The sequence below is a fragment of the Arthrobacter sp. KNU-44 genome, assembly GCF_051843155.1.
In the GTDB taxonomy this organism is placed as follows: Bacteria; Actinomycetota; Actinomycetes; order Actinomycetales; family Micrococcaceae; genus Arthrobacter.
On the sequence record NZ_JBPXNG010000002.1, the window covers coordinates 1,693,375 to 1,714,988 of the forward strand.

General features: G+C 64.4%; 21 protein-coding genes. 15 read left to right on the top strand and 6 right to left on the bottom strand.

All coding sequences use genetic code 11. The features are described 5' to 3' along the window. Positions 1-5: 5 nt before the first annotated feature. The 8 genes from ACSVHC_RS08640 (at position 6) to ACSVHC_RS08675 (ending at position 7,318) form a co-directional block, all read left to right on the top strand. A complete protein-coding gene (locus ACSVHC_RS08640) occupies positions 6-1,190 on the top strand; it encodes a Gfo/Idh/MocA family protein (RefSeq protein WP_437772271.1) in 1,185 nt (394 codons plus the stop codon). 47 nt (positions 1,191-1,237) lie between these two features. Next, positions 1,238-2,236, top strand: a complete 999-nt coding sequence (locus tag ACSVHC_RS08645) for a sugar phosphate isomerase/epimerase family protein (protein WP_437772270.1) — start codon at positions 1,238-1,240, stop codon at positions 2,234-2,236. Between the two features lie 102 nt (positions 2,237-2,338). After that, the gene (locus ACSVHC_RS08650; RefSeq protein WP_437772269.1) at positions 2,339-3,223 is read left to right on the top strand and encodes a TolB family protein; all 885 of its coding nucleotides are present in this window, start codon (positions 2,339-2,341) and stop codon (positions 3,221-3,223) included. Beyond that, entirely contained in the window at positions 3,220-3,693 is a 474-nt protein-coding gene (locus tag ACSVHC_RS08655) for a heme-degrading domain-containing protein (RefSeq protein WP_437772268.1), read from the top strand. Before ACSVHC_RS08650 ends, ACSVHC_RS08655 begins: the two co-directional genes overlap by 4 nt. Positions 3,694-3,808: 115 nt before the next feature. Beyond that, on the top strand, positions 3,809-5,143 hold the full coding sequence (locus ACSVHC_RS08660; RefSeq protein WP_437772267.1) for an MFS transporter: 1,335 nt from the start codon (positions 3,809-3,811) through the stop codon (positions 5,141-5,143). 118 nt (positions 5,144-5,261) lie between these two features. Continuing rightward, on the top strand, positions 5,262-5,792 hold the full coding sequence (locus tag ACSVHC_RS08665) for a GNAT family N-acetyltransferase (RefSeq protein WP_437772266.1): 531 nt from the start codon (positions 5,262-5,264) through the stop codon (positions 5,790-5,792). 71 nt (positions 5,793-5,863) lie between these two features. Then, positions 5,864-6,562, top strand: a complete 699-nt coding sequence (locus ACSVHC_RS08670; RefSeq protein WP_437773948.1) for a DsbA family oxidoreductase — start codon at positions 5,864-5,866, stop codon at positions 6,560-6,562. A 114-nt stretch (positions 6,563-6,676) separates the two neighbouring features. Continuing rightward, positions 6,677-7,318, top strand: a complete 642-nt coding sequence (locus ACSVHC_RS08675) for a TetR/AcrR family transcriptional regulator (protein WP_437772265.1) — start codon at positions 6,677-6,679, stop codon at positions 7,316-7,318. Between the two features lie 62 nt (positions 7,319-7,380). On the opposite strand, the gene ACSVHC_RS08680 is transcribed toward ACSVHC_RS08675, so the two are convergent. Both ACSVHC_RS08680 and ACSVHC_RS08685 read right to left on the bottom strand, forming a co-directional pair. Beyond that, complete coding sequence (locus ACSVHC_RS08680) at positions 7,381-8,115, bottom strand: LytR C-terminal domain-containing protein (protein WP_437772264.1); 735 nt, start codon at positions 8,113-8,115, stop codon at positions 7,381-7,383. Then, positions 8,108-8,407, bottom strand: a complete 300-nt coding sequence (locus tag ACSVHC_RS08685) for a type II toxin-antitoxin system VapB family antitoxin (RefSeq protein WP_059388531.1) — start codon at positions 8,405-8,407, stop codon at positions 8,108-8,110. Before ACSVHC_RS08685 ends, ACSVHC_RS08680 begins: the two co-directional genes overlap by 8 nt. A 181-nt stretch (positions 8,408-8,588) precedes the next feature. On the opposite strand from ACSVHC_RS08685, the gene ACSVHC_RS08690 reads away from it, so the two are divergent. Both ACSVHC_RS08690 and ACSVHC_RS08695 read left to right on the top strand, forming a co-directional pair. Beyond that, positions 8,589-9,497, top strand: coding sequence for a Cof-type HAD-IIB family hydrolase (locus ACSVHC_RS08690; protein WP_437772263.1), 909 nt, complete (start codon positions 8,589-8,591; stop codon positions 9,495-9,497). A 52-nt stretch (positions 9,498-9,549) separates the two neighbouring features. Further along, complete coding sequence (locus tag ACSVHC_RS08695; RefSeq protein WP_345449499.1) at positions 9,550-11,133, top strand: stealth family protein; 1,584 nt, start codon at positions 9,550-9,552, stop codon at positions 11,131-11,133. A 5-nt stretch (positions 11,134-11,138) separates the two neighbouring features. Here ACSVHC_RS08695 and ACSVHC_RS08700 read toward each other — a convergent pair whose 3' ends face one another. Further along, positions 11,139-12,080, bottom strand: coding sequence for a phosphodiesterase (locus ACSVHC_RS08700; RefSeq protein ID WP_345449501.1), 942 nt, complete (start codon positions 12,078-12,080; stop codon positions 11,139-11,141). A 609-nt stretch (positions 12,081-12,689) separates the two neighbouring features. On the opposite strand from ACSVHC_RS08700, the gene ACSVHC_RS08705 reads away from it, so the two are divergent. Genes ACSVHC_RS08705 through ACSVHC_RS08715 form a run of 3 tightly spaced genes read left to right on the top strand, consistent with a single transcriptional unit; the run spans position 12,690 to position 16,549 of the window. Then, positions 12,690-14,162, top strand: coding sequence for an APC family permease (locus tag ACSVHC_RS08705; protein ID WP_437772262.1), 1,473 nt, complete (start codon positions 12,690-12,692; stop codon positions 14,160-14,162). Positions 14,163-14,184: 22 nt separating this feature from the next. Beyond that, positions 14,185-14,823 carry a TetR/AcrR family transcriptional regulator gene (locus ACSVHC_RS08710; protein ID WP_437772261.1) on the top strand — a complete coding sequence of 213 codons (639 nt, stop codon included), beginning with the start codon at positions 14,185-14,187 and terminating at the stop codon, positions 14,821-14,823. A gap of 49 nt (positions 14,824-14,872) precedes the next feature. Continuing rightward, positions 14,873-16,549 (top strand): amidohydrolase, encoded by a 1,677-nt coding sequence (locus ACSVHC_RS08715; RefSeq protein ID WP_437772260.1) that lies wholly within the window; start codon positions 14,873-14,875, stop codon positions 16,547-16,549. Here the strand turns inward: ACSVHC_RS08715 and ACSVHC_RS08720 are convergent. From ACSVHC_RS08720 to ACSVHC_RS08730, 3 genes are all read right to left on the bottom strand, one after another. Beyond that, positions 16,546-17,031: a glutathione peroxidase gene (locus ACSVHC_RS08720; protein WP_437772259.1), complete on the bottom strand. Its 486-nt coding sequence runs from the start codon at positions 17,029-17,031 to the stop codon at positions 16,546-16,548. The genes ACSVHC_RS08715 and ACSVHC_RS08720 overlap by 4 nt on opposite strands. A gap of 95 nt (positions 17,032-17,126) precedes the next feature. After that, positions 17,127-18,515, bottom strand: coding sequence for a M23 family metallopeptidase (locus ACSVHC_RS08725; RefSeq protein WP_439180815.1), 1,389 nt, complete (start codon positions 18,513-18,515; stop codon positions 17,127-17,129). A gap of 131 nt (positions 18,516-18,646) precedes the next feature. Then, positions 18,647-19,027 carry a MarR family winged helix-turn-helix transcriptional regulator gene (locus ACSVHC_RS08730; RefSeq protein WP_364540001.1) on the bottom strand — a complete coding sequence of 127 codons (381 nt, stop codon included), beginning with the start codon at positions 19,025-19,027 and terminating at the stop codon, positions 18,647-18,649. A gap of 97 nt (positions 19,028-19,124) precedes the next feature. Between ACSVHC_RS08730 and ACSVHC_RS08735 the strand changes: the two genes are divergently transcribed. Both ACSVHC_RS08735 and ACSVHC_RS08740 read left to right on the top strand, forming a co-directional pair. After that, complete coding sequence (locus tag ACSVHC_RS08735) at positions 19,125-20,591, top strand: MFS transporter (RefSeq protein ID WP_437772257.1); 1,467 nt, start codon at positions 19,125-19,127, stop codon at positions 20,589-20,591. A gap of 108 nt (positions 20,592-20,699) precedes the next feature. Continuing rightward, positions 20,700-21,611, top strand: a complete 912-nt coding sequence (locus ACSVHC_RS08740) for an oxygenase MpaB family protein (RefSeq protein WP_437772256.1) — start codon at positions 20,700-20,702, stop codon at positions 21,609-21,611. The last annotated feature ends 3 nt before the right edge of the window (positions 21,612-21,614 follow it).

Consider the following 21,614-nt stretch of genomic DNA (forward strand, 5'->3'; position numbering starts at 1 on the left):
CACTCATGACTAGCTCCGCCCCTACCCCCACCACCCCTCACGACGGCGAACCGGTTAAGACAACCCTGGGTGTTGCCGCGATCGGCTACGCGTTCATGGGCAAGGCCCATTCGAACGCGTGGCGGAACGTGGGCAGCTTCTTCGATGTTCCGGCCTTCGAGCAGAAAGTGCTCGTGGGCCGGGACCCGGAACAGGTCGCCGAGGCCGCGGCCCGGTACGGGTGGAGCGAGTCCGCCACGGACTGGCGCCAGGTCCTGGAACGCGATGACATCCACATCGTGGATATCTGCGCCCCGGGCTGGATGCACGCCGAAATCGCCATCGCGGCGTTGGAAGCGGGCAAGCACGTGCTCGTGGAGAAGCCCCTCGCGAACACCCTGGCCGAGGCCGAAGCCATGACGGATGCCGCGCGGGCAGCCCGCTCGCGCGGCATCCAGTCTATGATCGGCTTCAACTACCGCCGGGTACCGGCCCTCGCGCTGGCCCGCGAGCTCATCGCGGAAGGCCGGCTGGGCACGGTCCGGCACGTCCGTGCGGCCTACCTGCAGGACTGGCTCGTGGACCCGGACTCCCCCATGACCTGGCGGTTGAACAAGGAAACCGCCGGATCCGGCGCGTTGGGCGACATCGCCTCCCACGCCATCGACCAGGTCCTCTTCCTGCTCGGGGACACAGTCACCGAGGTCTCCGGCCGGCTGCACACCTTCGTGGACAGCCGCCCCGGCGCGGACGGTCCGGAACAAGTAACGGTCGACGACGCCGCCTGGGCCACGCTGACCCTCGCCTCCGGGGCGGTCGCCTCCGTGGAAGTCTCCCGCATGGCCACGGGCAAGAAGAACTCGCTCACGATGGAAATCTACGGCGACAAGGGCTCGCTCCTGTTCGACCTGGAATCCATCAACGAACTGGGTTTCATGGACGCCACGGTGCCCGTCCGGGAGCAGGGCTTCCGACGCATCCTGGTCAACGAACCCGAACACCCCTACATGGACGCCTGGTGGCCCCAGGGCCACGTCATCGGCTGGGAACACACCTTCACCCACGAAATCCGCGACTTCCTGGCAGCCATCGACGCCGGGACCCCGCCGTCGCCGTCGTTCGAGGACGGGCTCGCCGTCCAACAGGTCCTGGCCGCCATCGAAGAATCCGCCGATGCCAAGTCCGCGATCATCCAGGTCGCCGGGCACTGACAGCCCTGGCCTGAGGCACGCCCCGAAACTTTTCCCTAGGAGAACCAATGCCCCGCCCGTATACCTTGTTCACCGGCCAGTGGGCCGACCTGCCCTTCGAGGAAGTCGCCCGCCTCGCCTCAGGCTGGGGCTATGACGGCCTGGAGATCGCCGTGTCCGGCGACCACCTGGACGCCTGGCGCTGGGACGAACCCGGCTACGTCGAATCCAAGCTCGCCATCCTGGACAAATACAACCTCAAGGTCTGGGCCATCTCCAACCACCTCAAAGGCCAGGCCGTCTGCGATGACCCCATCGACTTCCGCCACCAAGCCATCGTCGGCGCCAAGGTCTGGGGCGACGGGGACCCCGAAGGCGTCCGCCAACGCGCCGCCGAGGAAATGAAACACACCGCCCGCCTCGCCAAAGCCCTCGGCGTGGACACCGTCGTCGGGTTCACCGGCTCCTCCATCTGGCAGTACGTCGCCATGTTCCCGCCCGTCCCCGAGAAGGTCATCGAAGCCGGCTACCAGGACTTCGCCGACCGCTGGAACCCCATCCTGGACGTCTTCGACGAATGCGGTGTCCGCTTCGCCCACGAAGTCCACCCGAGCGAGATCGCCTACGACTACTGGACCACCGTGCGCACCCTGGAAGCGATCGGGCACCGCGAAGCGTTCGGGCTGAACTGGGACCCCTCCCACTTCATGTGGCAAGGCATCGACCCCGTCTCCTTCATCTGGGACTTCAAGGACCGGATCTACCACGTGGACTGCAAGGACACCAAGCTGCGCCCCACCGGCCGCAACACCGTCATGGGTTCCCACCTGCCCTGGGGCGACCCCCGCCGCGGCTGGGACTTCGTCTCCGCCGGACGCGGCGACGTCCCCTGGGAATCCTCCTTCCGCGCCCTCACAGCGATCGGCTACAACGGCCCGATCTCCGTGGAATGGGAAGATGCAGGCATGGACCGCCTCCACGGCGCCCCGGAAGCCCTCGCCGCCCTCAAGAAGTTCGACTTCCCGCCCTCGCAGACCTCCTTCGACGCCGCCTTCAGCCAGGACTAACCACCCCTGCGGTTAGCGCGAATTGGCAGCAGATGACCCCAAAATCCGATTTTGCGGGCATCTGCTGCCAACTCGCGCCCCGAGTTCTCCCGAGGAAGCACTGTGATACGAACCCTCCAACCCGGCCAGCGCTGCGAAGTATGGATCGCCTCTGCGACCGGCACGTCCGAGCTGGCCTTCAACACGGACAATTTGCTCCTGGAGGCACCCAACTGGACGCTCGATGGCCAGGCCCTCATCCTCAATGGTGACGGCGCCCTGTGGCGGCTGGATCTTTCCGGCGGACTCGAAAAGGTAGCCATCACCGGCATCCCCGACCTCAACAACGACCACGTCCTCGCGCCCGACGGCACCACCATTTACCTCTCGGCGAATGACGGCCACATCTACAGCGCAGCCCTCGACGGCGGTGAGGCCACGAAGATCACGGACGACGACGGGTGGTTCCATTTCCTCCACGGCGTCAGCCCCGACGGACAGACCCTCGCCTACGTGGGAATAGAAGCAGGGGATTTCACCCAGCCGGGCCGGCTCATCACGATTCCAGCAGGGGGCGGACCAGCGTCCGCAATCGACGTCGACGGCCACTGCGACGGCCCCGAGTACTCGCCCGACGGCGAATGGCTGTACTTCAATACCGAGGCCTTCACGGATCGGCCGGGCCACGCCCAACTTGCCAGGGTGCGGGCCAGTCACCGCGGCACGCCAGAGCGCCTGCTTGAAAGCGGCACCGTTGACTGGTTCCCGCACCTCTCGCCCGACGGGCGCCTGGCCAGCTACATCCGTTTCCCCGGCGGCACGGTGGGCCACCCCGCGGACTTGCGGGTCGACGTCGTCGTTGTTTCCACGAGCGACTGGGCCACTCCGCTCCACACGTGGCCCCTCTTCGGCGGCCAGGGAACCCTCAATGTCAACAGTTGGTCACCCGACTCAACTAGGTTCGCCTATATCGCCTATCCAGGCGATCTCTCAGAAGGGGTCTCATGACCGACATCGCCGCTGTTGAAGCATTGGCAGCGCTCAAGCGCCAAGAAGAGGAGCTGATTTTCACTTCCTTCGATCACGGAGACGCCTGGAGGCTCGGCTCACTGTTGACCAACATGGCCCAGGAGGCCGGTCACGCGATCGGCATCGATATCCGGCGCCCCGGGCTCATTCTTTTCCGAGCTGCGTTGCCCGGAATCACACCGGACCAGGAATCGTGGATCGCACGGAAATCCGCACTCGTCTTGCGAATGGAAACAAGCAGCGCACTTGTCGAAGCCCGACTGTCCTCCGCCGGTATCGATCCGGTAGCCAGCGGGTGGCTCGGCGCCGACTATGCCGTGACAGGCGGCTCGTTTCCCGTGCGGGTCCGTGGCGTCGGCGTGGTCGCGGCTGTCACTGCGTCAGGCCTTTCATCGCAGGAGGATCATGACCTCATTGTCGAAGGGATCCGCCAACATCTCACCGCTTAGGCAAGAACTTCCGCCAAAAAATTGTTGAACAATTCTTCCATGTGATGCATCATTGGTTGTAGACCCCGATTGAGATCGGGATCACAAAGCCCGCCCAACGTTCCATGGAGGAACCATGTCCGCGACCACTTCGCCAAGTCCAACAAGGCGCAGCAAACCCTCGGCAGGCGCCATCAAGGCCTTCATTGCCAGCGTCACAGGCACCTCCCTGGAGTACTACGACTTCGCCATCTACTCCGTTGCCTCCGCGCTCGTCTTCCCCAAGATTTTCTTTCCCACGAACGACGAAACCACGGGCCTCCTGCTCTCCTTCTCGGCCTTCGCGGTGGGTTACCTCGCCCGGCCCATTGGCGGCGTTGTCTTTGGCCGGCTCGGAGACAAGATCGGACGCAAGAACGTCCTGGTCATCACCCTCATCCTCATTGGCGCGGCCACGGTCCTCATCGGCGCGTTGCCGGACTACCACACGATCGGCATTGGAGCCACGATCATCCTGGTCCTCCTTCGCTTGGCCCAGGGCATCGGCGTCGGCGGCGAATGGGGCGGCGCCGTGTTGCTGTCCAGCGAGTACGCCAATCCCAGCAAGCGCGGATTCTGGTCGTCCGCGGCCCAGATCGGGCCGCCCGCGGGCAACCTGCTGGCCAACGGCGCACTGGCTGTCCTCGCTGCCGTCATGAGCAACGATGCCTTCATCGCTTGGGGTTGGCGCGTGGCCTTCCTCAGTTCGGCCATCCTGGTTGCCTTCGGCCTGGTCATCCGGCTCAAGCTCGAGGAAACCCCGGTTTTCAAGGCCATCGAAGCCACCGGCGAACGGCCCAAGGCTCCCATCAAGGAAGTCCTCACCACCCAGTTCCGTCCCCTCCTCGCCGCCGCGCTGTGCCGGATCTGCCCCGACGTCTTATACGCGTTGTTCACCGTCTTTGTCGCGGTCTACGCCACCAAGGAACTGGGGATGACCACCGGCAACGTCCTGGGTGCAGTCCTGGTGGGCTCGGCATTCCAGCTGTTCCTGATCCCGGCCGCAGGAGCTGTCACGGACCGGTTCAACCGCCGGCTCGTCTACGGCATCACCGCTGCTGCCACAGCCGTGTACATCCCGTTGTTCTTCCTCATGATCCAGTCCCGCTCCGTCCTCCTGTTGACTGTCGGCGTCGTGATCGGCCTCGGGCTGCACGCCTTCATGTACGGTCCGCAGGCGGCCTTCATCACGGAACAGTTCCCGGCCCGGCTCCGCTATGCCGGAAGTTCCCTCGCATACACGGTGGCGGGCGTAGTGGGCGGAGCTGTGGCACCGTTGATCTTCACCGCCCTCTACGCCGCCACCGGTAACTGGATCCTGATCGCCGCATACCTGCTCGCCACGGCCGTCGTCACCATTGTCGGCCTCGCTTTGGGCAGGGATCCCGAGCCGGATGAGGATCTTCGCCTGCTTGCGGAAGCCCGCGCCTAAGCAGCCCGGCTCCGCGAGCGGAAAGCGGGCGGGCCACCGCCGTCGTAATCTTTCCTGAAATGCCCCTTAAGATCAGTCTTGAGGGGCATTTCTGCGCCCGATTGCCAGAGAGGACCGCATGAGCCAGACAATCCGTGAAGCAACAGCGGACGACGCCGGACGGCTGGCGGAGCTTGCCGCCGTCACCTTTCCGCTCGCCTGCCCGCCGGACTCCTCGCCCGAAGACATCGCCGCGCACCTGCGCAGGACGCTGAGTGCGGAGAAGTTCACGGAATACCTTGCCGATCCGGACGTCACCATCCTGGCCGTCGACGCCGCCGGGGAACTCCGCGGCTACAGCATGCTCGTGGCCCGGCCCACAACCGATACCGATGTAGCGTCGGCCCTGACGCTCAACCCCTCCACAGAGCTGAGCAAATGCTATGTGCATCCGGAACACCACGGCCTCGGTGCTGCCGCCGAACTCATGAAGGCCACGTTGGACCGCGCTGCCGGCTCGGGTGCGGCCGGGGTGTGGCTGGGCGTCAACAGCCAGAACGCCAAGGCCATCCGCTTCTATGGGAAGAGTGGATTCAGGAAGGTCGGGACCAAGTCGTTCCGCCTGGGCGATACCGTGGAGCACGATTTCGTGATGGAGCGGGCGGTCTAGGACGCCGGGCTGTGACCAGTCCAACAGCCCCTTCCGGGAATGCCCGGGCCCCGCTTCCGGTTGTCGCCACCATGAAGATTGAGATCTGGTCAGACGTCGCTTGCCCGTGGTGCTACATCGGAAAGCGCCGGTTCGAAACAGCCCTTGCTGAATTCCCGCACCGCGACTCGGTCGAGATCCAGTGGCGCAGCTACCAGTTGGATCCGAGCATCCCGGAACACTACGACGGCACAGAGCTCGATTACCTGAGCAAGCGCAAGGGCATGGACCCCGCGCAGGTCAGCCAGATGTTCAAGCACGTGGCGTTGCAGGCAAAGGGCGAGGGCCTCAACTACCGTTTCGACGACGTCGTGGTGGCCAACAGCTTCACGGCACACCGCCTCATCCACTTGGCTGCCGCCCACGGCAAGCAGGACGAAGCCAAAGAGCAGCTCCTGAGCGGCCATTTTGAACACGGCGAGGACATCGGAAGCCAGGAATACCTGGCCAAGCTCGGCAGCGAGTTGGGCCTGCCGCAAGCCGAGGTCGCGGAGCTGTTCAGCACCGACAAGTACGCAGAGGACGTCCGCGGCGACATCGCCGAAGCCCGGATGCTCGGCGTCACCGGCGTGCCGTTCTTTGTCATCGACCGCAAGTACGGACTCTCCGGCGCGCAGCCCTCAGAGGTCTTCACGCAGGCCCTCGCGCAGGCATGGCAGGAAGCGAATCCCCTGGTCGCCGTCGGCAGCCCCGACGCCGACGCCTGCGGCCCGGACGGCTGCGCGATCTAGAACCTTTGCGCGAGCTGGCAGCAGGTGACCCCAACGGCGCGTTGCAAGGTCATCTGCTGCCAGCTCGCGCCGCACACACCCAACTTTGCTGACAGATCCCTGTAAAGTGTCTGTATGCCTAGGATTACGGCCGCCAGCAATGCGGCGCAACGCGCTGAAACCCGACGCCGGGTCCTGACAGCTTTCGGGGAACTGCTCTTCACCCACGGCCTGCCCGGCTTGACCATGACCGACGTCGCGCGGCACGCCGGCGTCGGCCGGACGGCGGTATACAACTACTACGCCGACATGGAACAGCTCCTCATTGCGTACGCGCTCGACGAGACCGAGCGATTCCTGGGCGATCTGCGCGAATCCCTCGCCGCACTGCAGAACCCGGTGGACCGCCTGGCCCTCTACGTGCGCGCCCAGGTGGAAGACCTGAGCCGCCGGCACCTCCCGCCGGGCCCTGCGATGGGGGCTGTCCTCTCTCCCGCTTCCTTTGCCAAATTGGCAGATCACGTCGGCGAACTCAACCTGCTGCTCCAGGACATCCTGCGCGACGGAATCGCAGCCGGCTACCTCCCGCCCACAGACGTCGGCCAGCTGGCGAGGCTCATCCACGGAACTCTTTCCTCCAGCGCGGCACGCGGCAATGCCGCGATCGGAACAGAGCTGAACGAGCTTGAGGAGCGGTTAGTCCAGACCGTGCGGTTCATCCAGTTGGGCGCAGGAGCAAGGTTCGACGACGACGGCCGGCCCGCGCGCTTGGCATGACCTTGCCGCGGGGCCTTGCCGCGGGGCCGGCGGTAGCTGGCTCAGTCCATGGAAGGCCAACGCTACGGCGTCGGCATTACCGGCAGCTTCGCGTTGTCGGCGATCCGCTGCTCCAGACGGGGACAACTGAGCTTGCCCGGGGTGTTGTCCACGAGCTCCGGCGGCACCAGTGCCGAGAAGCCGGGCGCGAGGATGAGGTCCACGGAGGCATCCGTCCGTTGGTCCTGGAAGTAGTCGGTGCCCGCGATGTTCCGCTGGATGTTGAAAGCCGCCGCTTGACCGCCCGATCCCGAAACAACCATGGCCGGGCCGGTGTAGCTGGTGGTGGAGTTATCGACCGTGCCGACGTTGTATCCCCGGGCCTTCAACTGGTCCGCAATGTTCTTGGCCAGACCGGCCCTGCCGGCGGCATTGTAGATGTTCACGCTGATCTTGTTGTTGGGCATGTAGTCGAAAACAGTGGCAGGACACACTGCCGCCGGCACCTGGCTTGCAACGGCGGAAGGGAAACGGATCACGCCGTTGATGACTGCCCAGGCGCCCACGAGTCCGGCAACCACCAATCCGACGAGCAGCGCGAGAACGATCCCATGCAAGAGGCGGCGGCTGAACCACCCAGGATGGCTCTCGGGTCCAGGAGTCTCGGCAAAAGTTGCCCGGAGTTCCGGCCCGGTGACAACCCGATGCCCGTGCAGGATCGCCACGTCTTTCTGACGACCGGGACGTTTCCGGCGCTTCCTCGGGTCCGCATTTTCGGACACTGCCACTTGCTCCTCCGGGATTGTTTCGTTAACCATCTATCACCAAGACCCGGGCGTGGATGGCCGTACGCTGGTGGAGCGCAGTACGGACTGCACGGTGGAGCCCGTCTTCGAGATACAGCAGGCCTTGGTACTGCACTACATGTGGGAAAAGGTCGCCGAAGAAGGTTGAATCCTCAGCCAACAGTGCTTCCAGGTCAAGCGTGCGTTTGGTGGTGACGAGTTCATCGAGCCGGACAGGACGGGGCGGCAGCGAGGCCCAGTCCTTGGGCGTGGAAAAACCATGGTCGGGGTACGGGCGTCCCTCGCCCACAGCTTTGAATATCACTTTGCAAGCCTAAAGAAGTAAGGCGTCCAAGGGAACTTATGAGAAGTCGGTCACCAAGGTTGTGGCCAAAAGGTAACCGTTGACGGACGGTGCGAGCTGAAACAGGGCCGGCGGCCGCCGTCGGCCTTCACACCGCTGCCGCCACGGACTAACAGAGACGCGGGGCTGACAGAATGGGTTCATGACTGCTTCAATGCCAGGCACGCACCCGGCTGCTCCCGCCCTCGCACTCCTCCTCGACGTCGACGGCCCTGTCGCGAGTCCCGTGACGCGCGACGTGAAGCCGGAAATCATCGCCGACCTCGTGAGCTTGGCATCCGCAGGCATCCCCGTCATTTTCAACACCGGCCGTTCAGACGCTTTCATCCGCGAACAGGTCATGGCACCCATGATTGCCGCCGGAATGCCCGCGGGAACGGTGGTCCATGCGATCTGCGAGAAGGGCGCGGTGTGGTTCAGCTACACCTCGGGCGGCCCGGGACCCATCCATGTGGACCACGCCCTTGCTGTTCCGAAGGCCTACGGCGACGACGTCCGCCGTATGGTGGCGGAGGACTACGCGACGCACATGTTCTTCGATGAGACAAAGCGCGCCATGGTGTCGGTGGAACAGCATCTGGACGTCTCAAGTGACGATTACCTGGCCGAACAGAAGCTCTTCGACGCGGATGCTTTGGAGCTCATGGGCAGGCACGGGCTCTCCGCCGCGCTCCTGGATCACCACGCGCCAGAGTCCGACGACGCCGCCGACTACCGTCTGGATCCCACCATCATCTCCACGGACATCGAGTCCATCCGGCTCGGCAAGGACCTCGGCGCGAGCCGCGCGGTGGAGCTCCTCGCAGCCCAGGGAATCACCCCGCAGGCCTGGCGGACAGTGGGCGATTCGCGCACGGACTACGCCATGGCGGATTGGCTCCACCACAATGACCACAGCGTCAAGCACGTCGACGTCCGGCCCGCCGACGGCGTGCCCAACAAGCCCTACGATGTTCTTACAGCCACAGACCTCGGCCTGGGCGACGACATCATTCACGACGACGCCGGAGGCGCATTCCTGCGCAGTTGGCGTGAAGCCTTAGTGGGCTAGGTCCACCAAGCTCGCGCGAACCACAACCTTTCGGAGAAAAGCCATCACAGACATGGACCAGCAAGCAATCTACTTCGGTAGCCCCCCGTCCGACGACGATGCGGTCGTTCCTGAACCAACATCGCCCGCGGTCGACGCGCGCCTCAAGCACCGCCCCGACGTCGTCCGCCACCGCGGCCGCTACAGCTTGCTGAACCAGAACCGCACGCCGCAGCAGGTGATGGTCGAAGACCTCCTCGTCATCCGCGCCGCGCTGGACGCGGCAGGGCTGGACTTCATCCTGGTCCGCGGCAACGACCACCGGCCTGTGATCGCCGTCGATTGGAAGCTCCGGAAGAAACTGCGCCAGGCTCTGGTCTCTGCTTTCCGGAACGAGCCGTTCTACTCCATGACCGTTGACGCGCGGAAGAAATCCACGTTGCTCGTAGCCGATGGCGAACTCTCAAGCAACCGGAAGGCCAGGATCTTCCGGCTCTTCCGTCCACGCGTGGAACCCGGGGGCGGGCTGACTTACGGTCCTTCCTTGGGCGTGCAACTGGAATTGTGGGAGTTCGACGGCGATCAGCTCGTGTTGCCGGTGGAGAACTCCCTGACCCGGCGAACCATGCTGCGCCAGGACGCTGTCCGGGGCACAGTGGAACGCCACGGGCTGAGCTGGCCGACCATCGAGAACATGTTCGCGGACCACGCGAGCGACATCGACTTCGACGTCGACATCGTCTTTTCATGGGTGGACGGCAACGATCCCGCATACATCGCGGCCCGTCGCGAGCAGATGAAAGACGCAATCGTGGGCGAGGGCGACGCCCACGAGGCCCGTTTCCGGCAGATCAACGAGCTCAAGTATGCCCTGCGCTCCGTGTACATGTATGCGCCTTGGATTCGCCGGATCTACATCGCCACGGACTCCCCCGCCCCGGAGTGGCTGGCCGAGCACCCGAGCGTCAGGATCATGCGCAGCGAGGAATTCTTCAAGGACCCCACAGTGCTGCCAACCCACAATTCCCAGGCCGTGGAATCCCAGCTGCACCACATTGAGGGCCTCTCCGAGCACTTCCTGTATTCCAACGACGACATGTTTTTCGGCAGGCCCGTTGCACCGGACATGTTCTTCACTCCCGGCGGCATCACCAAGTTCATCGAAGCCTCCACCCGGATCGGACTGGGAGAGAACGACGCCGAACGCAGCGGCTTCGAGAACGCTGCCCGCGTCAACAGGAAGCTTCTCTGGGAGCGGTTCGGGCGCATCACTACGCGCCACCTGGAGCACACCGCAGCGCCCCTTCGGCGCAGCGTGATCGCAGAGATGGAGCGCGAGTTTCCGGCCGAATTCACCAAGACAGCGGCCAGCAGGTTCCGTGCGGCGGACAACATCTCCGTGACCAACTCGTTCTACCACTACTACTCGTTGCTCACGGGCCGGGCCGTGACGCAGACGGCAGCCAAGGTCAGGTATGTGGACACAACCCTGTGGTCCGGGCTGCACTACCTGCCCACCTTGCTCGCCAAACGCAATGTGGACTTCTTCTGCCTCAACGATGGGAGCTTCCCCGAGGTGGCTGCCGACGAAAGGGCCGGACTCGTGACGGACTTCATGGAGAAGTACTTTCCGGTCAAGGCGCCCTGGGAGAAGTAGGCCCCCTAGCGTCGAGTCATCTCCGGGCTCTTCGCGTCGACCCTGGAACCGCGTTCGTGGGTAGCTCTCTGGGGAATCCGGATGCCTGCTTCGGCGAGCCGACGCCTCGTGGCTTCCGGGCTGACGTACTCACCGACAGTCGGCGATTTGCCCAACGGCACCACCGAATGCACGATCGTCTGCTCGTAAACGTGGACAAGGTTGAACGCTTGGGCACCGTCACGGCCGCGGGTCCCGCCCTGCGGAACGTTGAGGTCCTGCGTGTAACAGCTCGCGGAAGCCACCGATACGGGGACACCGGCGAACATGGCCGTAGTGGAGTAATGCAGGTGGCCGCCCAGGATGGAGCGGACATCCGAATTGCGCACGACGTCGGCCAGCGCGGCTTGGCCGCGCAGCTCCACGAGGATCGAGAGATCGAGGACGCTTGGGACCGGAGGGTGGTGGAGGGCAAGGATCGTGCCGTCCGGAGCCGGCGTCGCAAGCTCCGATCCCAACCAGTCGAGCTGGCTCTGGCTTAGCTCACCGTGATGGAAGCCGGGCACGGAGGTATCCAGTGTGATGATCCGCAGCCCGTTGACGAAGTAGCTGTGATCCACCGGCGCGTTATTGTCACTCTGGTCGAAGAGGCCCGCACGGAAATTCGCCCGATCGTCGTGGTTTCCCATCGCCCAGATCACCCGCGCTCCCATCTCTCGACAGGCAGGTTCGACGATCGACCGGAGTTTGGCGTAGGCACCGGGCTCACCCTGATCGGCGAGGTCCCCGGTGAAGATTACGGCGTCGGGGCGGACCTTCGACGCATGCACTTCCGAAAAGAGTTGCCTGAGGTGGGCTTCACTATCAACCGCGCCGTAAAGGGGTTCCGACCCTCCCAACAGATGGGAGTCGCTAAGGTGCAGAAGTACGTGTCCTGGCCGCGGGTACTCGGCCTCGATGAGCTCCATTACTACCTTCGGGTCGGTAGGAGACGGCGCCTCCAGTGTCTGCCCCAATAAACCCAATCCAACCAGACAAAAGGCTAACGCAGGGTAACTTACGGTCGGAATGTTGGAAAATTACTCGCGTTGCCCCCGCGATCCTCGCTCACTTACAGGGCCACTTTCGACGACGCTAGCTCACCTTTGACTGCATTCCACCGAACGCTCGTTCACCAATAAGGCCATCCCACCCAACGCTCGCTCACCCAAGGTGAGCGAGCGTCCGGGGTTAGCGCCCGACGGCGGGCTGCCGCATCGGAGTGCCGCAACCCGCCGAAGTACGCTCAGCCGGCTCGTCATCGATCTGCTTCAGTCCGAAGGAATCCCCCCGCTCACGGTCGGCAAAGACCTCGGCCGCCCGGACTTCGATGCCTGGCGTGGTTACCCAGGAGGACCCTTTATCATGCGGGGCTCCAGCAGCCGATAGCCCAGCACTCACCAACGACGACATAAGTGAGCGAGCGTTCGCCAAAAAGGCGATATAGGTGAGCGAGCGTCGGGGTTGCGTGGTCCGGGGAACAAGCCCCGGAACAGACCCTCTTGACTGAAACATGTGCCGCCCCTCACAATAAGCGAATGGCTTTCACTAAAGAAGAGGCGGCCCTCATGCCGTCCGCGCCCGTCAGCGTTGACGGCGGATTGAAGAAGAACGCAATCGGCACTCGCGACATTGTGTTCATGTTGGTGTCAGCGGCCGCTCCGCTGACCATCGTCGTCGGCATCGCCCCGCTCGCCCTCGCGGTGGGCGGCGTCGGCGCTCCCTCCATCTACATCGCCGCGGCTATCGGCCTGGGCCTGTTCGCCATCGGTTTCATGGCGCTCACCCGCCACGTCCGCTCGTACAGCGGCTTCTACGGCTACATATCGAAAACCCTCGGCCGCGTGGTCGGCCTCGGCTCCGGCCTCACCGCTTGGATGAGCTACAACGGCCTGCAAATCGGCCTCTACGGACTGCTCGGTATTCAAGCCAACCTCGCCGTCAAATCCTTCACCGGCGTGGAACTTCCCTGGTGGCTCTACGCGATCGTCTCAATCGGGGCCGTCTGGTACCTGGGCTGGCGCGGGATCGACGTCGGCGCCAGGGTCCTCGCCGTCCTGCTCACCCTCGAAACCGCGATCGTTGCCATCGTCGCCGCGTTCGTCCTGGCCCAAGGCGGCGCACACGGCATCAGCTTTGAATCATTCAGCCCGCAGGCCATCTTCTCCCCGCAGTTCGCCGCGGTCCTGGGCCTGGGTTTCTCCGCCTTCATGGGATTTGAATCCGGAGCCCTGTACCGGGAAGAAGCCCGGGACCCGGACCGCAGCGTCCCCCGTGCCACTTACATCTCCGTCGCCTTCATCGGCGCGTTCTACGCCTTCGCCGTCTGGATCATCGTCCAGGCCTTCGGAGCTGACGCCGTCCAAGCGTTCGCCGCCGGCCACCTCGACGCCGGGGACACCGCCTACATCGCAGCGGGCAACTTCGCGGGCGGCTGGTGCGTGAACCTGATGAGCGTGCTGATCGTCACCAGCATCTTCGCCGCCCAGCTCTCCTTCCACAACACCATCAACCGCTATACCTTGTCCCTGAGCCGCGAGGGCATCTTCCCGAAGCGCTCAGGCCGGATCAGCCCGCGATACCGCACCCCCTCGGTGGCCGGCTTCGACCAGACCCTCCTCGCGCTCGCCCTCGTGATCGGCGCGGCCCTGCTCCAGCTGGACCCGTTCACCCAGTTCCTGATCTGGACGAACACCCCGGGAGTGATCGGCGTCCTCCTCCTGCAGGCACTCACGGGCGTCGGCGTCGTGGTCTTCTTCACCCGCCTCAAGGACCACGGCCTTCGCTGGTACGTCATGCCTTCCGCCGTAGCAGCCACGATCATCATGTGCGCGGTGACCTACCTGATGGCCAACAACGCCCAATTGCTCACCGGCCTCCCGGCCGGGGACCCCGTCAACACCACACTGCTCGTATTTGCACCGCTCTTGTTTGCGGCAGGAACCGTGCTGGCCCTCGTGCTACGTAAGGTCAACCCGGCGGCCTACCAGCGCATCGGCCACGCCGAGTGATCCCGGAGCCTAGTCTTGAGGAATGCAGACTCCCAGCAAAACCAGCCAGCTAGGACGGCCCCGGACACCAAGGCTCTCGCGGAAGGCGATCGGCCGCGCGGCCCTGGAGATGTTCGAGGAGGAAGAGAGCCTCTCGATCCCGCGGCTCGCGGAACGCTTGGGCGTCAGGCAGTCATCTTTCTACAAGCACGTCACGGGTCGCCAAGAGATCATCGAGCTGGCCCGTGGCGCGCTCGTGGACAGGGCTCCGATGCCCGAGTTGCCGTCCGGCAGCCTCGACGACGTCATCCGCGAGATCTTCGACTCCCTCCGCAAGGCCTACAGCCTGGTCCCGGCACTCCTTCCCCTCCTGCTCACGCAGCCGGTGTCACACCCGGCGGCCTTGGAGCGATACGACCAGTTTGTCGAAGCGTTCGAGATCGCGGGGGCACCCCGGCACCTCATCATTCCCGCGTTGGAAACCCTCGACAGCGCAGCGATCGGCGCGAGCCTCGACGCAATGACGATGGAATCCGCATGGAGCATCAACCAAGAGGAGGAACGCACTTATCCCCATCTGTTTGCGGCAAAAAAAGCCGTGGCAGAGCACCCCGTAGACCGCTTCGCGTTCCTGGCCGATGTCCTTTCGGCCGGATTGAAGGCGGCCATCGACGACGACTGATCCTCACCGGGCCGGCGTCGGAAACCCGAACACAACAAGGAGTTACATCGTGACCACGCCCGAGCCCATCGATCTCGTCATCTTCTCGTCCAGCATCCTCGACGGTGAGGCGCTCACTGAGACCGCCGGTTTCGTCGCCATCTCACATGGCCGCATCGCGTACGTCGGCCGCGCCGAGGCTGCCGATGAATGGACCGCACGAGCCAAACAGGTGATCGACGTCGGTGACGCAACAGTCTGCCCCGGCCTGATCGACGCCCACATCCACCCCATCCATGGAGCGGAAATAGCCCGTGGCCTTGACCTGGGCGGGATCACCGAGCTCGACGACGTCCGCGTAGCCCTTGCGTGGTACGCAGCTTCCACGCCGCACGCCGTCGGCTCCGATTGGTTGTTCGCTTGGGGCCTCGACCCTGCCATCTTCGGGGATGCGGTCTTCGACAACTCCCTCTTCGACGGCATCCTCGACGACGAACTCGTGTTCATCACCCTGTTCGACGGCCATGCCTCGCTTGTGTCCGACGCCGCCCTCAAGCTCGCCGGCGTCACCGGAACGGAAGAACTGCCCAGCACCGGCTACGTCGGCCTCGACCAGCACGGCAAGCCCAACGGCATGCTCTACGAAATGGCCGCCCAGGAGCTCGTTCGCCGCGTCCTTCCCCAGCCCTCCTTCGAGCAGCGCGTCAACGAACTTGGGAAGCTCCTGCGTTCCATGGCAGAATCCGGGCTCGTAGCGGGCCAGATGCTGGACTTCGGGGCCCCGGACACCCTCGAAGTGCTGGAGGCCCTGGAGCGCAAAAGCGAGCTCGCCATCCGGCTGCGGATCTCGCCGTGGGTCATGCCCGGCGCCACCGAGGAGGACCTGAAAGCCATGCTGACGATGCAGGGCCGGCACGGGAGGCGCTGGCACGTTCACGGCATCAAGCTCATGATGGATGGCACCATCGACAACGGCACGGCGTGGCTCTTTGAACCCGACACCCACGGAGAATCACTCCACCCGCTCTGGCACGATCCGGAGGCCCTTGCCGCAGCCATGAAGTTCTTCCACGAACACGGCATCCCCACCACCACGCATGCCATCGGCGACCGGGCGGTGTCCTTCGTCGCGCGGACCATCGGCGCCCTTCCCAAGAACGGCACGGTCCACCGGATCGAGCACATCGAGTCCATCCCGGATTCGGTCTTAGCGGAAATCATCAGCGCGGGTGCCGCAACGAGCCTGCAGCCGACGCATTGCGCCCTCTACAGCCGCGCCGACCACACCGACAACTGGTCCCGCAGGCTTGGCAGCGAACGGGCCAACCACGCGTGGCGGACCCGCGATCTCCGCGCCGCCGGAGCCATCGTCGCACTCGGATCGGACTGGCCTATCGCGCCTTTCGACCCGCGGGCGATCATCGCCTCAGCGCAGACGCGCCGACCGGCCGGCCGGCCCGACGTCGAGCCCGTCCAGCCCCAGCAGGCGCTGTCCGCGCGTGCCGCTCTCGAAGGTTACACGAGCCAATACTGGCGATCGGTCGGCGAGGAAGGCGGAATCGTAGAGAGCGGAGCCCGCGCCGATCTGACGGTGGTCCTACACAATCCGCTGACCACCGCGCCGGACGAATTCGCGCAGACGCCGGTGATCCTGACGGTTGTTGACGGAGAAATCGTTGTTGACAACCGTCAGACCCTCGCCAGTGGCATCGCCGACCTTGGTGAGGAATCTTTCCAGCCTGCTTAAGCGAGAGCCTCTTCGAGTGCCTCGATGAGCTCTTGGGAATCGGGCTCGACGACGGACGGGAAGCGGGCGATTACCTCGCCTTCGCGGCTCACGAGGAACTTTTCGAAGTTCCACTTCACCTTCTGCGGTTTGGAGCCGTCGGCCGTCCGGGTGAGTTCGGCGTACAGGGGGTGCTGCTCCTTGCCCCGGACCTTGGACTTGCTCGCGAGCGGGAACGAGACTCCGAAATTGCGCTGGCAGAAGTCCGCGATCTCGGCGTCGGAACCCCGTTCCTGGCCGGCAAACTGGTTGCACGGCACACCCAGAATCTCGAATCCACGGTCGCGGTATTTGCCGTAGAGCTCCTCAAGTCCCGAGTACTGGCGCGTGAAACCACACTTCGAAGCCACGTTGACTACCAGTACGGCTTTGCCCTCGAAACGCCCGAAGTCGGCCTGGGAGCCGTCGTTGAACGTCAAGGGGATGCTATAGATCGGGGACATTGAATCGCTTCCTTACGACGTGGAACCTTGGCAAACTGCCGCATTCGAGTCTACGCGCGGCTGGACGGGCTCCAGGAAGGCGATGACTTCTACGGCTAAGGGGCCGTAGGGGTGGTTTTGGTAGTTACGGTAGCCGACGGCTTGGGGCTGGCGGGCGCTGACGGCGTGGGTTTGATGGGTGCCGGCGTCGTGGGCGCCGGCGGGGGCGACTGGGTGTGTGTCACGGTCGGTACCGGCGCGGGAAGGCTCGACGTCGGCGCCACCGTGGGCGGTACCGTCACCGTGGGCGGTGCGGTCACGGTGGGAGCCTGAGTCACGGTAGGGCTCGGCGTCTTGCTTGGAGTGGGAGTGGCACTCGGCGAGGGCGTCGCGGTCGGGGTGCCAGTCCGCGGCGCACTCGGGGTGCCAGTCCGCGGCGCACTCGGGGTGGCAGTCGGCGTCGCGGTCGGGCTCGGCGTCCCCGTTCGGGTGCCAGTCGGACTCGCCGTCGGACTACCAGTGGGTGACGCCGTCGGCGTTTGCTTGCCTGTAGCAGACGGGCTCGGCGGCACAACCTTCGCTTCCTGCACTCCGCCGGTCACCGCCTCTCTCGAGGGCACGGCTCCCGGGTCAGTCGGCACGGCCCCGGGGATGGACCAGACAGACCCCGCCGAGGTCGCGGTGGCGGAACCTGGCTGGTAGCTGACCATCGGGATATCGCCGAGGGGATCCACCTGATTGGTTGGCAGGAACGTCCAGTTCATAGGGTTGGTGTAAACGCCCTTGAGGATCGTCTCGAAGTGCAAGTGGCAACCGGTCGAGGAACCCGTGGTTCCCACTCTGGCAATGACCTCGCCTACCCGGACCGATTGCCCCTTGGTCACTGCAATTCCCTGCAGGTGGTTGTATGTGGTGACAAGGCCGTTGCCGTGATCAATTTCCACGCGGTTGCCGCCACCCCACGGGTGCCAACCCACGGCCCGGACAACGCCGGAGTCGGCTGCGTAGACGAGCGTGCCGCAAGCCGCGGCGAAGTCCTGGCCCCAGTGGAACTCACCCGGTAATCCGGTGAAAGGATCGATCCTCAACCCGAAGGGAGAGCTCGGAAGCAGCGTTTCCAGCGGCGCGTAGAGTTTACCGGCAGGGGGCCGGTCGAGGGAACTCGACGAGACGTTGAGAGTGCCGACGCCGTTCTTGTCGAGGGTTTGGACCGGGGAACGTTCAAAAAACACCGTGGCTTTGTCACCTGCCTGGACCGGGGCCGATGTCACGCTTTGAGGCGCGGCCTCCTGCGCGCTGGACGCGGCACCATCGGTGGGCAGCATGCCGGGTTCGACTTGGCCCGTGGCCAAGGATCTGTCCCTTGCCGGTCCGCCCAAGCCCGGGCCCTGGAAACCAAAAGCGAGGATCACCACGACAGCGAGGAAGCAGGCCGAAAGGACCCGTCCAAATTTTCTTGTGAGCACCAGATCGACAATCCGGTCAGACTCATGATGCTTTCCCACAGCGGCTCCTGAGACAGGCGCTCATCCCCAGTACGGGCGCGCTTGTCCCATTGTGGCCGCTATGAAATTGATTGGGAACACTCGACTTCATACTTGGCCGGTCCGCGAAACACTCGCCGGACCGTAGCGGGCTACTCGCCGAGGTTCTCTTTCAGCAGCGCGCGGTGCTCGACGGCGGCATCCGAATGCAGCGCGCGGCCGGCGTCGGTGAGCTCGAGGTACAACGAGCGGCGGTCATCCGCGCAGGTTACGCGCGAGACGAGTCCGGCTTTCTCCAAGCGGTCGACAACCTTGGAGACGGCGCTCTGGGTCATGGGAGTCCGCTCCCCGAGTGCCTTCATGCGGCAGGCGGAGTCGACGCTTTCGGCAACGAGATCGAGGATTTCGAATTCGTTGAGGCCGATGTCGAACTTGGCTTCGAGGGCGCGGTCGATGGCGGCCGCGGTGCGGAAGTACGAGTTCTGGATGCTGCGCCATTGCTCAACCAGCTGGCGATCCTGCGTTGTTGCCATGGTGCGATTCTAGTCGAAACCCCAAATAAAGTCCACGTCATAAGATTCCTAGTCATATTCCTTGTCATTGAATGACGCGTCATATAGATTGATTTCCATGACTTCCCCAAGCACCCTCACTAGATCTGCCGAGCAGCTCCATACAGCCGTCCGCTGGACCCGGGCCCAGTGGCTGCTGCTAATGGTGGTGTGCACGGTCCTGGCTCTCGACGGCCTGGACGTTTCCATGGTGGGCGTGGCCCTTCCCTCCATCGGCCACGAACTCCACCTCGGAACCGATTCCCTGCAGTGGATCGTTTCCGCTTACGTCCTGGGCTACGGGAGCCTGTTGCTCCTGGGCGGGCGGCTCGCCGACCTGTTGGGCCGGCGTCGGATCTTCCTGATCGCCTTGACCGTGTTCGCTGCGGCTTCACTCCTCGGCGGCCTCGTGAACGATCCCACCCTCTTGATCGCGACGCGCTTCGTCAAGGGCCTGGCCGCAGCGTTCACCGCCCCTACCGGGTTCTCCATCATCACCACCAACTTCGATGAAGGCCGTGAGCGCAACAAGGCGCTGTCCATCTTCACCACGTTCGGCGCGAGCGGCTTCTCACTCGGGCTGGTGGTTGGCGGGCTCATGACCAGCCTGAGCTGGCGCTGGACCTTCCTCGTATCGGTACCGATCGCCGTCGCCGTCGTGCTTCTCGGCATGTTGTTCATTCCCCGGGACAAGCCGTCCACGGAAGAGAGTGGCCATGATGTCTGGGGCGCAGTCACCCTCGCGCTCGGCATGCTTGGCCTCGTGTACACCCTGGTTTCGGCTCCGGAGAAGGGCTGGGGATCTGTGGCAACAATCGCCGGATTCGCCATCTCTGCTGCCGTGCTGGCAACCTTCGCCGTCATCGAAAACCGCGTCAAGCACCCTCTCATCCGCTTCGGCATCCTTCGTGAAGGCTGGGTGGCGCGCGCCAACCTGAGTGCGGTTGGACTGTTCGGTTCCTATCTGAGCTTCCAGTTCATCCTCACCATGTACTTGCAATCGGTCCTCGGCTGGTCTCCCCTGGGCATGGCACTTGCCTTGCTTCCCACCGGGCTCCTGGTGGCAACGAGCGCACCCTTCGCGGATAGGTTCATCGAGAAATTCGGAGCTCCGAAGCTCATCCTCACCGGCCTGACCGCCATGGGACTGGGCTACGTCCTGTTCCTCCGCGTGGGAACCTCACCCAACTACGTCCTGGACATCCTGCCCTCGGTGATCCTGCTGGGCATCGGGTTCGCCTTGGCCTTCCCATCCATCAACGTCCAAGCCACCGCTGGAATCCGGGATTCGGAGCAGGGGCTGGCCGCCGGACTCATCCAGACCAGCACGCAGGTTGGTGCAGCCCTTGTCCTTGCCGTGACGACGGCCCTGGTGAGCGGGCATGACACCGGCGCAGGCACCAGCAACACGCTCAGCGCCGCGGCCATGCTCGATCAGTACCGGCCCGGCCTGGTCTTGAGCGCTGCCGTGGCAATCGCGGCGCTGCTGGTGGCAGCGTCCCCGGCACGCCGCCGTCGGGCGCTTGCCGAGCAACCCGCGGCCTAAGCGGACTCGCGTAAAAGGTGCCGGCCCGCTGTTTCCACAGCTGGCCGGCACTTTTTGCGTTAACACGTCGGCCCCTTGCGCCAACAGGATGCTGCGCAACAATGGACCATGGTCAACTTCCTGAAGAAGTGGCAAGCGGAGCTGCGGATGACTTTTACGGGTCACCCGCAGTCCACGCCTGACTGGGTGCTGCGGCTTGCGGAGGGAAACGACCCCGGATACCACCTTCCCGGCTCGGCCGTCTGGGCCGTCCACGGGTCCATGTCCACGATCGTCGCGGGAATCCGGGTGCTGCTCATGCAGTCCCTGCACCCTGGTGCCCTGGCGGGCGTATACGACCATTCAGGCTTCAAAAGGGATCCCCTCGGCCGGCTGGCAAATACCATCCGCTGGATATTCACCGTGAGCTACGGCTCCATGGACGCAGCCCACACGGCAACCCATTTCGTGCGACGGGTCCATGATTCCGTCAAGGGCAGCTACGTTGACGCGCACGGACAGGCCCGCGAGTATTCAGCCAACGACCCCGAGCTTCTCCGCTGGGTCCACGTTGCCTACGCGGATTCCTTCGTGGCCGCGCACCGGATCTGGGGAGGTGCGGTCCCCGGCGGCGCCGACGCCTACATCCGCGAGTGGGCCCAGGCCGGCCGCCTGATGGGAGTCGAGGACCCTCCCCTGAGCCTCGCGGAAGTGACGGCGGAAATGGACCGCTGGTACGCCTCCGGACATCTCCGCGCCGACGAGCGGCTCCGGGAAACCATCGATTTCATCCGATATCCCCCGTTGAAAGCGTCGCTGCAACCCGGTTACCGGATTTTGTTCGCCGCGGCCGTGTCCAGCCTTGAGCCCCGGTACCGGGAACTGTTGGGGCTGGAAAAGGCCCGTTTTGGCCCCATCCCGCTGCCGTCGATTCTTGCCGCGCGGGTGGTCCTCGCCGTCGTACGCCTCACTTTGGGACGCAGCGGCCCCAGCGAGCAGGCCGCCCGTCAGCGGTTGCGGCGCTTGGGGTACGAGGCTTAGACG

Bases quoted from the DNA above. Each gene is read 5' to 3' on its own strand.
- ACSVHC_RS08640 (WP_437772271.1), top strand. From the start codon at position 6: ATGACTAGCTCCGCCCCTACCCCCACCACCCCTCACGACGGCGAACCG.
- ACSVHC_RS08645 (WP_437772270.1), top strand. From the start codon at position 1,238: ATGCCCCGCCCGTATACCTTGTTCACCGGCCAGTGGGCCGACCTGCCC.
- ACSVHC_RS08655 (WP_437772268.1), top strand. From the start codon at position 3,220: ATGACCGACATCGCCGCTGTTGAAGCATTGGCAGCGCTCAAGCGCCAA.
- ACSVHC_RS08660 (WP_437772267.1), top strand. From the start codon at position 3,809: ATGTCCGCGACCACTTCGCCAAGTCCAACAAGGCGCAGCAAACCCTCG.
- ACSVHC_RS08665 (WP_437772266.1), top strand. From the start codon at position 5,262: ATGAGCCAGACAATCCGTGAAGCAACAGCGGACGACGCCGGACGGCTG.
- ACSVHC_RS08670 (WP_437773948.1), top strand. From the start codon at position 5,864: ATGAAGATTGAGATCTGGTCAGACGTCGCTTGCCCGTGGTGCTACATC.
- ACSVHC_RS08675 (WP_437772265.1), top strand. From the start codon at position 6,677: ATGCCTAGGATTACGGCCGCCAGCAATGCGGCGCAACGCGCTGAAACC.
- ACSVHC_RS08680 (WP_437772264.1), bottom strand. From the start codon at position 8,115: ATGGTTAACGAAACAATCCCGGAGGAGCAAGTGGCAGTGTCCGAAAAT.
- ACSVHC_RS08690 (WP_437772263.1), top strand. From the start codon at position 8,589: ATGACTGCTTCAATGCCAGGCACGCACCCGGCTGCTCCCGCCCTCGCA.
- ACSVHC_RS08695 (WP_345449499.1), top strand. From the start codon at position 9,550: ATGGACCAGCAAGCAATCTACTTCGGTAGCCCCCCGTCCGACGACGAT.
- ACSVHC_RS08700 (WP_345449501.1), bottom strand. From the start codon at position 12,080: ATGGAGCTCATCGAGGCCGAGTACCCGCGGCCAGGACACGTACTTCTG.
- ACSVHC_RS08705 (WP_437772262.1), top strand. From the start codon at position 12,690: ATGGCTTTCACTAAAGAAGAGGCGGCCCTCATGCCGTCCGCGCCCGTC.
- ACSVHC_RS08710 (WP_437772261.1), top strand. From the start codon at position 14,185: ATGCAGACTCCCAGCAAAACCAGCCAGCTAGGACGGCCCCGGACACCA.
- ACSVHC_RS08720 (WP_437772259.1), bottom strand. From the start codon at position 17,031: ATGTCCCCGATCTATAGCATCCCCTTGACGTTCAACGACGGCTCCCAG.
- ACSVHC_RS08730 (WP_364540001.1), bottom strand. From the start codon at position 19,027: ATGGCAACAACGCAGGATCGCCAGCTGGTTGAGCAATGGCGCAGCATC.
- ACSVHC_RS08735 (WP_437772257.1), top strand. From the start codon at position 19,125: ATGACTTCCCCAAGCACCCTCACTAGATCTGCCGAGCAGCTCCATACA.
- ACSVHC_RS08740 (WP_437772256.1), top strand. From the start codon at position 20,700: ATGGTCAACTTCCTGAAGAAGTGGCAAGCGGAGCTGCGGATGACTTTT.